This is a genomic window from Microcoleus sp. FACHB-68 (assembly GCF_014695715.1).
Classification (GTDB): domain Bacteria; phylum Cyanobacteriota; class Cyanobacteriia; order Cyanobacteriales; family Oscillatoriaceae; genus FACHB-68.
In genome coordinates this window covers 260,465-272,368 of sequence record NZ_JACJOT010000017.1, presented here as the reverse complement: position 1 = coordinate 272,368, position 11,904 = coordinate 260,465, and the positions used below count along the sequence as shown (strand labels likewise).

Sequence of the window (11,904 nt, the reverse complement as noted above, 5' to 3'; positions counted from 1 at the left end):
GTTAAAAAAATCTTCATCCCTCCCACCTCAATTGCATCCAACCCTCAACCCATCTGCGTTAATCTGCGTGCATCTGCGGTTAAAAAAATCCTACCTAAAAATAACATCACACAACTGCCGGCCAACCGCCTCAAGCGAAAAACAAGTTTCCACCCGACAACGAGCACGCCTGCCCAACTCACGCTTCCAATTAGGACGATCCAAAACCTCAGCCAAAGCAGAAGCCAGCGCCTTCGCATCCTCACGCCGCACCACCAGCCCCCCGGCAGCCTCACCCCCCTCAAAAATATCAGGCACCCCAGCGGCAAACTGTCTTCCACGCCTCCAGCAAAACATCCAACCCCTTGCGGTGGATATCAACACGCCCATGCCACACCACCACCTGAGCATCACTGGGAATGCCAAGCGCCGCCCTCGCTTGCGTGCGATCCATCGCCTCCCACATTCCCAGATCCGGCGGGTTGAAAATTTGCACCACCTTTGCCGGCGAGATGCCATAACGACTCAAAATCCGCTCTCGCTCGGTTTGCGTTGCAACGATCAAGCCGGCACAAGCCCGTAACGTCAAGGGGCGCAGCGGTTTCTCAAACCGGCTCATCTGAAAATCTCCCCCTTGAAGCGTGGCAAACACCGGCAACCGCAGCCACTGCCCCAACAGCACACAAGCGTCAAAGCGGGCGTACTCGTACTCTTGGCACAAAATGGCGCTGCACCCCTCGCGTACACGCGCCGAAATGCAAAAAAGCACCGTCCGCCCCCCAGCCAGCTTGAGCGCATCAATGTAGCCGAACATCCAGCCGCCGGTCATTTCGTTGCAGAACCCTTCAAAAGACACGCCGATGCTGTCTAAAAAGTCTTCGACAGGTCGCCCCGATGCAGCAAAGCGATGATTTGAGATGTCATTGATCAGTTTTTTAAAGGTTTAATCAAAGACCTGTTTTGCAAGTAAAAAATGATCCCGGAAAAACAGGCAGAAATTTCTCCCACTACCTGCCTAATTTTAGGAATAGAAGCTTTCAACACAGCTGATAAAAACAATTTGGCATAGTATTTCGGCAATATCACAAATAGGCGATACAAATTCCCCCAGTGTTTGTATTTGGCAAATTGAACTAAAAGGGCTGCCACATGACCCCGCATATATTGATACATCTGATGTTTCAGTCCTTTTAAATCGCTGCGATGGTAATGGTAAACGACGGCTGCCGGCTCATACCGGCAAACCCAACCTTCGGCAAGCAAGCGATACCAGAATTCCGAATCTTCACTGCATCCAGATGCCCCTGCGCCTAAGCGTTCATCGAAGTCTCCCACGAGTTCAAAGGCTTTTTTTCGCAATGCCATGTTAGCGCCGGCACCAATGCGCCAAACGGGAACGCCTAGAGGCTTCATTGTTTCAAAAAACTGGGTGTCAAAGGTTAAGACGCGGTATCCCTGACTAAAACTGTTATTTTTTTCAAAGATAAATTGTGATTCGGTTTCAAGTTCTGCCGGCAACACTAAACCCGTAACTGCCATGACTTTTGGATCAGAAAAACCTTGCTGCAAGCGGGCGATCCAGTCGGGATGAACTTCAACATCATCATCAGTAAATGCAATAATGTCGCCTGTACTGTGACGGATGCCGGTGTTCCGCGCTACGCTTAAACCCGGTTGAGGTTCTAGCACATACCGGACTGCCGGCATCTCTGCAACCAGTTGGCGCGTAGCGTCTGAACTCGGCGCATTATCAACGACAATGATTTCCTTTGGGGGTGTGGATAAATTTTTCAGGGCGAATAGGCATTTTACTAATTGATCAGCCCGATCTCTGGTACAGATGATTACAGACACTGAGCTAGATGCCGGTTGAGAAAAGCGTTTTTCTAACTGTTCGAGAGGGCGTTCTAATGCAATTAAATCCTCAAGGTTTGAACGCTGATTTTGAAAAGGATTTGGCGAGACATCCGGCAAAGGTGCTTTAAACCCTTTTTCCAACAAGCGATCACCCAAGGCTGGCGCAATTTTTTCCAGAATAATGTTTTTTAGTTGAGTTGCCTGCATTGGTAGTTGAGTCGCTAAAATTTCCTGATGCGCTAAGGGAATGCCGCGCCACCAAAACACCACGTATAAACCTTGATAATTAGGCGTTGCCGGCAGTAATGGGATGCCTTGACTTAATTCTAGATGTAAGACTTTCCAGGGTACAAATATACTCACAAAATCTCCTTTTATTTAACTACGTTAAATTGTGGCGATAGTATTTTGAAATTTTCAATCAGCCAAGAAAAATCCAAAAATTATCCCTTAAAATTATCAGTGATTCCTTAGGGCTTATTCGTGCTTTAGCCAATAAACATCAAAGTCTTGCTGAAATTTTCGATTTACATTTCTGGTTTTTGCCACAGAGAAGCGGTTTCTGTGCCGACACTTTCAGGCTTGTGTAGGAAGTAACTTGCCCAAGTCAGCGGACTGAGTAACAAACAAAAGAATTCCCGCTGACGAGGTGATAAGTGGGAAAAAGAAACATCATGGCACAGCACAGTCAGCGGATTGATAAATGTCGCGGAACCCAAACAAGGTAACTCGATTAAATCTTTGAGTTCGTCGAGTGTGTAGCCTCGCCGGACATGACCCCATTCTGCCATGACGTCAGTATCTTTCGGGCAGATAGGTTGCATAAATTTATAGTAGGGAAACCGCCAATTTTCGTTGGGAGTGCTGATGAGGATAAAACCGCCCGGACGCAGCACTCGTAGCGCCTCTAACACTGCCTTTTTATGGTCGGGAATGTGTTCTAAAACATCGAACATTGTCACCGCATCAAAAGAGCAATCTTCAAAGGGAAGATTGGTTGCATCTCCACATAAAAACCGTACCCGTTCTTGCTGGTTAGGCGGCGACTCTGCGTAGCTGGGATCGAGGTCTAAATTAATAATTTGTGCTTGCGGGTATAAACAGGCAGTCAAACCGCTGCCGCCGCCGCCTACTTCTAAAATATCTTGCATCGGTTGTTCCGGCGCAATTCGGTGAATTGCCCGCATTTTTTCCCGATAAAAAAATCCCTGCGTTAAAGGCCGGCCAAAAGGATTGCCGGAGAGAAACTTGCCGAGTTGGGCTTTGGAAGCAGGTAGGGCTTGAGAAGAAAGTGTTTGCATATTTATTACCTAAATTTAGGATGGTTTATCGAGGCAATTGGCGATTTTGAAAGTAAAAAATTACTCCAGCAAAAGCGCCAAAAAGTCCGGAAACCAGGAGCCGATTAAAAGATTTCAATCCTTTTAATGTTCCGTAGACAAACCGGCTGGCGTAATACATCGGCAAATTTACGAATAAGCGACGCAAGTTTCCCCAGTGTTTGTATCTGGCAAACTGCACTAAAAGGGCGGTAACGTAGCCGCGCCAATAGTGATACATCTGGTGTTTTAAAGTTTTTGAATCGCTGCGGTGGTAATGGTAAACGGCAGCTGCCGGCTCATACCGGCACACCCAACCTTCCGCAAGCAGGCGATACCAGAATTCAGAGTCTTCACTACAGCCGGCAGCACCGGCACCTAACCGTTCGTCAAAGTTTCCGACTAAATCGAACGCTTTACGACGAATTGCCATATTTGCGCCGGCACCCACCTCCCAAGCGGGAACACCTTTAGATTTCATATCTTCAAAAAACTGACTGTCAAAGGTTTTCGTAAAGTATCCTTTATTGAGATATCCTAACCCTTTTTCAAAGATAAATTGCGCTTCGGTTTCAAGTTCTGCCGGCAAAACTAAACCCGTTACACTCATAACATTCGGGTGATCAAAACCTCGTAACAATCGAGTTAGCCACTCTGGATGAAGCCTCACATCATCATCCGTAAACGCGATAATATCACCTGTGCTATGAAGGATGCCGGTGTTCCGCGCGACACTCAAACCCGGTCGGGGTTCCCGTACATATTTAACATTCGGGATTTGCGCCACGGCTTCGCGAGTCGCCTCAGAAGTTGGGGCATTATCGACAACAACAATTTCCTGGGGTGGTTGGGATAAATTTTGCAGCGATTTCAAACATTGTATAAGCTGAGCCGGTCGTTCTCGCGTGCAAATCACAACCGAAACCGAAGCCTCACTTGGCTCTGAAAAACACGCTTCTAGCTTAGCAAAAGGTCGCTCCAATGACATCAGTTCCTGAAAATCGGGTGAGATATTTTTCACCAAATGTTTCGGAAGTTCTGGCAAAGATGCTTTAAAGCCTTTTTCTAACAAAAGATCCCCGACTGCCGGCACAATTGTTTGCATTCCTAAATTAGCGACTTCTGTGGCCGGCATTGGCAGTTGATCTGCTAAAATTTCCTGATGTCCCAGGGGGATGCCGTGACCCCAAAACACCACATAAAGCCCTTGATAGCAGGGTTCTGCCGGCAGCGTGGGGATATTTTCACTCAGCTCTATGTGGACAACTTTCCAGGGGATAAAGGCGCTCATGAGAACTGTCTCCGGATCTGCTCAATACGCTTCAAAGAGCGGGGGTATTCTCCCAAAAGTCCAATAATCCCGCCCCACAATTCCGCCAAAATCATTCCTACCGGCAATGGATTTCGCCCCTTGAGCCGTTCTTTTATTTGCCACATCTGGTACTTAAACCACCAGATAATCAACCGGAAGAATTGGGAACGTTGAAGGGGATCACTTTGATAAGATTTCACGACAAACGCCATAAATCCTAAACCCCAAGTCCAGTATTGCCGGCGTAGTTTTTCAATTTCTCGGCGGTGCTGGTGATATACCACATACTGAGGCTCATAAACCAGAGGGTAGCCGGCTCGAATGACACGATAGAAAATATCTAAATCCCCACCCCCAGGCAGCGGCGCACCCGTATCCAGCGCATCATCAAAGCCGCCTAATTCTAGTAAAACTTCCCGACGAAAAGCCATATTGCAGCCTGCACCAAAAATTCCTGAACCGCAGGGATATAGGGGGTTAGCCGGTAAGATTTTCCCATAACGAATTTTCTCAAAACCCCGGCGAAAGCCCCCCCTTAATTCAAACAAAATTTGAGCTTCTGTCTCCAGCTCATAAGGTAGCACTAGCCCTGTAAAAGCCGCAGCATCTGGATTTTCTGCCTGGGCTTCTCTCAAGCCATCCAGCCATTTACGATCAACAACCACATCATCATCAAGGAAAGCCAAAAACTCGCCGGTTGCTTCCTGCAAAGCGCGATTTCGAGCGAAATCTAAACCCGGTTTGGGTTCTCGAACATATCTCACACTGGGCAGTGCGCCGACCAATTCTTTTGTTTGTTCATCAGAAGGGGCATTATCAACGACTACAACTTCAAATTGAGGCAAATCTTCTGAACCCGGTATCTGCAATTTGAGTAAAGAACCCAGGCATCGAGTCAAATTATCGGTTCTATCCTTGGTACAAATCGCTACCGTTAATGAAGGAAGAGCGACCGGAACGACTGGAGTAATTAATTCCTCGCGGATACTTTCTTCCAGTAACTTAGTACCGATTTCTTGTGCGATGATTTGAGCTAAATCTTCAGAACTGATCACACTTTTTTCCGGCAGCGCTTTCATTAAAAAAGCGATAGGTTTATCTTTGCGCCGCAGAATCAGGGCAATGCCCGTATCTCCTTCAGGAATCGCCAGATCGGGGAGGGGTTGGGTAACTTCTATTTGGGTAATCGTGTAGGGCATAGGAAGATCGCAAAAGTATTTTTAGGTTGCCAAATTTCGGTGTTGCAGGTGATAGAGCCTTGCAAAGAGTCCGTTGAGTTTTAATAAATGCTGGAGATTGCCTTGTTCAACGACGCGTCCCTCTTCCATCACAACGATTTGATCGGCGTGTTCAATGGTGGATAAGCGGTGAGCAATCACAATCACGGTGCGATTTTTACTAAGGGTATTCAGCGCCTCTTGAATCAAATGTTCTGAAATACTGTCGAGGGCATTTGTCGCTTCATCTAAAATCAGAATGTCTGGGTTGCGAACAATGGCGCGGGCGAGTGCAATTCGCTGTCGCTGTCCGCCAGAAAGGCGAATTCCCCGATCTCCAACTTCAGTTTTATAACCTTCAGGCAGTTGGGTGATAAATTCATGGGCATTAGCGAGTCTTGCTGCTTCTATAATTTCATCGTCTCCTGCATCGAGCCGGCCATAGGCGATATTTTCTCGGATTGTTGAACTAAAAATATGCACATCTTGACTCACCATCGCAATTTTATTGCGCCATTCAGCGAGATCCAGCTGATGTAAAGGAGTCCCATCTACATAAATTTCTCCGGTCGTAACATCATAAAACCGGCAGAGCAAGCTAATAATTGTAGATTTACCGGCTCCTGAAGGGCCAACAAAAGCGGTTGTTTTTCCCTGGGGAATAATCAACGAGATATCTTGAACTGCCGCTTTTTCATCAGAGTTGTAATAAAAGGCAACTGATTCAAAACAGATGGCTTGATTTAGACGTTTAAAAGGAACTTTGCCAGAGCGAATATAAGGTTTATCCGAACGATCTAACAAGGACATCACTTCGTCTATCGCACTGGTTAAAGAAATCAGACCAACCCGCGCCCCATCTAATTGCTGCACCTGAGGTTGCAGCCGGTAGAGAATAAACATAAAAGTCAGCAAGGTTGGCATAGATGCCTGATCTTGAGCCAGGGCAAATCCTAGAATGCCCAGCAACAAAAGTGCCGATAGAATTTCATAAAAAGGATTCACCACCCCAGAAACCATATCGAGTTTCATAAAAGTGCGCCGCACCTGTTTTGAAGCCCCCTCGAAACGATCCTGTTCATAAGATTCACGACCAAACGCTCGAATGACTCTCATCCCTGCTAACCCTTCCCACATTCGGATCGCAAGGTTAGCATTCGCCTCCACTGCCTGCTGTCCTAAAATCTTCACCGGACGCGTTACGAACTGAATAATCAGTGATATTAGGAACATAACCGCCCCAACGAGTAACGTTAGCTTCCAAGAAATAAGCAGCAGGAGCGTCACAAAGACTAAAATTGTACAGGCACTAATAATGAGACTAACCAAGACGCCTAATGCCCGACTTGTCTGCCAGGTTTCGGAAGCCAAGGTGTTCATCAATTTACCAGAGTCATTAGATTCTAAGAAACTGTAGCTAACGGTTAATAGCTGCTTGAAAATTCCAGAACGTAACCGATGGCTGATTCGGGAATTTAGCCAAGAAAAAAGGACTCCATTACTATAGGAAATTGCATTTTTTAAAACAATACTTGCAAAAATGCAAAATGGAATAAGTAAAAGGCGATAATTTGGCGGAACTTGATTAAAAACTTGGTTCAGAAACCCGATTAAAGAATTACTGTTTTCTGCAGAAGAAGAGGCTCCCTCCAACGTTTGGAGAAAAGGAATAAATAAACTAATCCCGATTCCTTCCGACAGAGAAGAGAGAATACCGAGTGCAACAATTGCTGGAATCGCCCAAGGGTAGAGCTTCAGCAGTGGCAGTAACTTTTTAATGGTCTTTGCTTCTTTCATGATTTCACCCTTCGGCAGAAGGTGGAAGGGAAGCCTCAAGCGTTTTTGGCTTTACTGTTTGAGGGGAAACTCCTTTCAATTTTTCTGAAGATTTAGACAATTTTTTCAACTGACTCCTTTCATATAGCTGCGCGGGAAGGTGTTTGTGTATGTTCATACGTCTAGTGACATCGCCAAGTGTCATCCCTGGCTGATGAGAATTAGACTGCTGCTTGAACTGTAACCGAGAAGGGCGCTCTGGAAAAACTAGAGAGGTGCCGGCCTGAGTTATAAGCTTTAACAGGCTTTTAATGAATAGGATATACAGGTTATGAGCTAAAATAGTTCGGAGAAAATCTAGTTGCAGGGCTTGGTAAAGCCAATTGATCGCACTGCCGTGTTTGCCGGCTCTGCTACTTTGACGGGCGAGGTACAAGTAGAAGTTACTCGTAGACGACTGGTAAATACTAGCAGGAATTTCTGGATGCCGGTGTTGGGCTTCTGCTAGAAGTAAAAGATGTGATTTAGCCATTACTGCATCGTTGCAAGACATACTATTGCCAATCTGGCGGTATCCAACAAGAAACTCAGGCACGACTCGAAATTGATAGAACTCAGCGATGCGTAGGTAAAGCTCCCAATCTTCGCATCCTTGAGCGTTCTGTTCTTTTAATTTGCAGTTGTAGCCACCGACTTTATCAAAACAAGCCTTGCGGATTAAAGTGGAGCTAGCGTTGCCTAAAAAGTATTTATACAGCAGTGCGGTGTAAACTTCTCCTTCTACATGGGCGGTGTAAAACCCACCTGTAAGTGAGCCTTTCTCATCAATGTCTAATGACCAGGCATAAACCACCCCGACGGAGGAACCGGCTTCTAACAGGCACTGCACTTGTTTTTCTACATTTTGGGGATACCAAATATCGTCGGCATCGATTGGTGCAATATACTCTCCTCTAGATTTTTGAATGGCCAAGTTGCGAGCTGCTGCGACGCCGGCATTGCTTTGCTGAAATAAAGAAACGCGAGCGTCTTTTTGAATAATGGCTCTGACAATGTCAGCCGTTCGGTCTTGCGAACCATCATCGACCACCACAACTTCAATATTTTTATAAGTTTGAGAGAGGACAGAATTCAGGGTTTCCTCAATAAAAGCCTCAGCATTATAAGCCGGGATAATCACTGAAACCAAAGGAAGCTCAGAATTGGACATAATAGCTCTGTTTGAAAGCGTATTGCTCAAGGATTTTTTCTAAAATGCTTTTTTGGTTCTCTGTTTTTGGCTGAATTCACCCCCGCTGCCGGCGATCTCCAGCTACGCGAATCTACAGAGCGCATCGTCCTGTTGGCTAAATTAAATGCACACCTTTGTTTATTTGTCAATGAAACGCTCTCTGTAGTTGTGGCCTGGAAACCAGGGGCTGCCCTAGGTGAGCCTGCCGGCTCGACTCCTCTGCGCCCCGTACAGCATCAATCTAAATAATGGCAGGAAAGCGCCTGATGTGGTAGTCACTTTACAAGTTCCCTAAAAACACTGGACTTAAAATGAAGATTCAGTGAAGCTCTGCCAAAATTGCAGCATCCCCCTAAAGGAAGGAATAACATAAAATCACATGAGTCCAGCGGCGGCTGTCTCAGCGCTGTTTTTAACTTAAGTTGTAGAAAAAAAAGGAGGAGATAATTTTACAGAGATGGAGATGGGAAATGCTAGAGTAGCTAACTGAACAAGCGCTCTATCAACCAGTTGTAGCCGACTATAGATACTTTTAAGGCTACATCAAAAACCTACAGTAATATGTTTTGAAAAGAGGGATTTGGGTAATGGGTTTTTCGCATGAGTTGACTGTCTCGGTAATTATTCCAGTTTATAATGGAGGCCAAGATTTCCAGCGTTGCTTATCGAACTTGGCAGCAGCAATGCCTCAACCCATTGAAATTATTGTGGTAGCAGATGGCGATACAGACGGCTCCTGGCTAGTCGCTAAAGAATTTGGTGCCAAGGTGCTGAGATTTCCCACACCGGGCGGGCCGGCGCGAGCGAGAAATTTGGGAGCGCGTGCGGCAAACGGTGAGATTCTTTTTTTTGTAGATGCTGATGTTGCCATCTGTCCTGAAGCCATTGGCTACGTGCAGAGTGCTTTCAAGCGGGAACCTCACATCGCTGCGCTGATTGGTTCTTATGATGACGCTCCAGGCGCAGGTAACTTCCTTTCACAGTATAGAAACCTTTTTCACCACTACACACATCAAACCGCCTGTGAGGAAGCCTCAACTTTCTGGGGTGCTTGCGGAGCGATTCGCCGCGATATTTTCTTGGAAATGGGTGGCTTTGATGAGAGCTATCGCCGGCCTACCATTGAAGATATTGAACTCGGCTATCGCCTCAAGGAAGCCGGTTACAGAATTCGGCTCTGCAAGCCCTTGCAAGTTAAGCATTTAAAGCGGTGGGAACCGATTTCTATGTTAAAAGCAGACTTTTTCTACCGCGCACTTCCCTGGACTGAATTGTTGATGCGTGATAGCAAAATTGTTAATGATTTAAACCTGCAACTCTCTAACCGGATTAGTGTAGTATTAACTTACGGGCTTTTAATCGCTTTAATCGGAGCGCCCTGGTCATCTACTTGTCTGCTAATCGCTGGGTTATTAGCGGTTTCTCTTTTCACTCTCAACGCGCCGCTCTATCGTTTCTTTAAGGATCAGCGGGGTTTGAGGTTTGCACTCAAAACCATTCCCTGGCACTGGCTTTATTACTTCTATAGCGGCCTAGCCTTTGCAATCGGTTTTATGCGCCACTTTTTTCAAGAGCGCAGATTTCCCAAGCTAGTTTTCCTGAAACCCTAATTTCCAAAACCCCTAATCAAATCGTCTGCTCCTGACAGACGCCAGGAGAAATATTAATGGAGCAACACCCTGTCGTAATTATTGGTGCCGGCCCAGCGGGTTTAACGGCTGCCTATGAACTGGTCAAGCAAGGCATCAAGCCGATTGTGCTGGAGAAAGGTGACAAAGTCGGCGGCATCTCCCGAACCGAAACCTATAAAGACTATAAATTCGATATTGGCGGCCATCGCTTTTATACCAAGGTTGAAGCAGTGCAGCAACTTTGGCAGGAAGTTTTGGGAGACGAGTTCATCAAAGTTCCTCGTCTGTCACGGATTTATTATCAAAACAAATTTTTCAACTATCCCCTTGATGTTTTCAATACGTTACTGAATCTGGGGATTGTTGAAAGTCTGCTAATTTTATTGAGCTACGTTAAAGTCAAAGTTCAGCCACTTCCTGAAGAAGAAACCTTTGAGCAGTGGGTAACCAATCGTTTTGGTGAACGTCTCTACAAAACCTTCTTTAAAACTTATACGGAAAAAGTGTGGGGGATTCCCTGCAATGAAATTCAAGCAGATTGGGCAGCACAGCGCATCAAAGGACTTTCCCTAACAACAGCAGTAATGAACGCGCTCTTTGGCAGCAACGACACCAAAACCCTGATTAAAGAATTTGACTACCCCGCCTTGGGACCAGGGATGATGTGGGAGCGATTTACCGAAGCTGTCGAACACAAAGGCGGAAGTGTCCATCTCAATACCCCAATTGTACGGCTTCAGCGTGATGGCAACCGTATTAAGAGCGTCACCGCAATTAAGGATGGGGAAAAGGTTGAACTCTATGGTGATCAATTTATTTCCACAATGCCGGTAAGTGCTATGATCAACCGGCTCGATCCTCTGCCACCCGATGAAGTTGTTGAGGCAGCACGCTCACTCAAATATCGAGATTTTCTGATCGTGGCACTGGTTGTGGATCAGGCTGACTTATTCCCCGACAACTGGATCTACATCCATACTCCAGAAGTTAAAGTTGGGCGCATTCAAAACTTCAAGAATTGGAGCGCTGCAATGGTTCCCGATGCCAGTAAAACTTGCTTGGGAATGGAATATTTCTGCACTGAAGGCGATGGTTTATGGACAATGTCTGACGCAGAACTGCTGGAGCTGGCGACGCGTGAGCTAGCAACCTTGGGTTTGGCAAAAGCGAGTGATGTGAAAGATGGAACGATCATCCGTCAACCCAAAGCTTACCCAGTTTATGACAGTGATTATCGCCGGCATCTGCAAACACTCCAAAATTACCTTGAGACCTTTGAAAACTTGCAAACCGTTGGTCGCAACGGGATGCACCGCTATAACAATCAAGATCACTCAATGTTGACAGCAATGCTGGCTGTCAAAAATATTTTGGGCGAAAGTTACGATTTGTGGGAAGTTAATACCGAACGCTCTTACCATGAAGATTTCACAACAGAGCGCGGTAAAAAAAGTAGTAAGTTAGCAGAGCCGGCAGCTTCAGGGGCTAGGGGCTAGACCTGTGGCGTTATTTCACCCTTGTTTATTGGCAATCAGTTGACAATGACAAGGGTGAACTCAATTTTATAGCCTTGGTGGGCGGA

General features: G+C 46.1%; 11 protein-coding genes. 3 read left to right on the top strand and 8 right to left on the bottom strand.

What is annotated here, in order from left to right; translation table 11 throughout:
- Window positions 1–90: 90 nt before the first annotated feature.
- The 8 genes from H6F73_RS26760 to H6F73_RS23475 form a co-directional block, all read right to left on the bottom strand.
- The gene (locus tag H6F73_RS26760; protein WP_242072619.1) at window positions 91–297 is read right to left on the bottom strand and encodes a hypothetical protein; all 207 of its coding nucleotides are present in this window, start codon (window positions 295–297) and stop codon (window positions 91–93) included.
- Entirely contained in the window at window positions 290–835 is a 546-nt protein-coding gene (locus tag H6F73_RS23505) for a hypothetical protein (RefSeq protein WP_242072618.1), read from the bottom strand. The genes H6F73_RS26760 and H6F73_RS23505 overlap by 8 nt, the downstream gene beginning before the upstream one ends.
- A 71-nt stretch (window positions 836–906) precedes the next feature.
- Complete coding sequence (locus tag H6F73_RS23500; RefSeq protein WP_347239607.1) at window positions 907–2,199, bottom strand: glycosyltransferase; 1,293 nt, start codon at window positions 2,197–2,199, stop codon at window positions 907–909.
- Between the two features lie 164 nt (window positions 2,200–2,363).
- Window positions 2,364–3,137 carry a class I SAM-dependent methyltransferase gene (locus H6F73_RS23495; RefSeq protein ID WP_190761179.1) on the bottom strand — a complete coding sequence of 258 codons (774 nt, stop codon included), beginning with the start codon at window positions 3,135–3,137 and terminating at the stop codon, window positions 2,364–2,366.
- Between the two features lie 25 nt (window positions 3,138–3,162).
- Complete coding sequence (locus tag H6F73_RS23490; RefSeq protein WP_190761178.1) at window positions 3,163–4,446, bottom strand: glycosyltransferase; 1,284 nt, start codon at window positions 4,444–4,446, stop codon at window positions 3,163–3,165.
- Window positions 4,443–5,666: a glycosyltransferase gene (locus tag H6F73_RS23485; protein ID WP_190761177.1), complete on the bottom strand. Its 1,224-nt coding sequence runs from the start codon at window positions 5,664–5,666 to the stop codon at window positions 4,443–4,445. Before H6F73_RS23485 ends, H6F73_RS23490 begins: the two co-directional genes overlap by 4 nt.
- Window positions 5,667–5,687: 21 nt before the next feature.
- The gene (locus H6F73_RS23480) at window positions 5,688–7,481 is read right to left on the bottom strand and encodes an ABC transporter ATP-binding protein (protein WP_190761176.1); all 1,794 of its coding nucleotides are present in this window, start codon (window positions 7,479–7,481) and stop codon (window positions 5,688–5,690) included.
- A 4-nt stretch (window positions 7,482–7,485) separates the two neighbouring features.
- Window positions 7,486–8,670 (bottom strand): glycosyltransferase family A protein, encoded by a 1,185-nt coding sequence (locus H6F73_RS23475; RefSeq protein WP_190761175.1) that lies wholly within the window; start codon window positions 8,668–8,670, stop codon window positions 7,486–7,488.
- Window positions 8,671–8,736: 66 nt separating this feature from the next.
- Between H6F73_RS23475 and H6F73_RS23470 the strand changes: the two genes are divergently transcribed.
- The 3 genes from H6F73_RS23470 to H6F73_RS23460 all read left to right on the top strand — a co-directional run bounded on the left by H6F73_RS23470 (window position 8,737) and on the right by H6F73_RS23460 (window position 11,818).
- Window positions 8,737–8,940: a hypothetical protein gene (locus H6F73_RS23470; RefSeq protein ID WP_190761174.1), complete on the top strand. Its 204-nt coding sequence runs from the start codon at window positions 8,737–8,739 to the stop codon at window positions 8,938–8,940.
- 338 nt (window positions 8,941–9,278) lie between these two features.
- Entirely contained in the window at window positions 9,279–10,301 is a 1,023-nt protein-coding gene (locus H6F73_RS23465; RefSeq protein ID WP_190761173.1) for a glycosyltransferase family A protein, read from the top strand.
- Window positions 10,302–10,357: 56 nt separating this feature from the next.
- Complete coding sequence (locus tag H6F73_RS23460) at window positions 10,358–11,818, top strand: NAD(P)/FAD-dependent oxidoreductase (protein ID WP_190761172.1); 1,461 nt, start codon at window positions 10,358–10,360, stop codon at window positions 11,816–11,818.
- The last annotated feature ends 86 nt before the right edge of the window (window positions 11,819–11,904 follow it).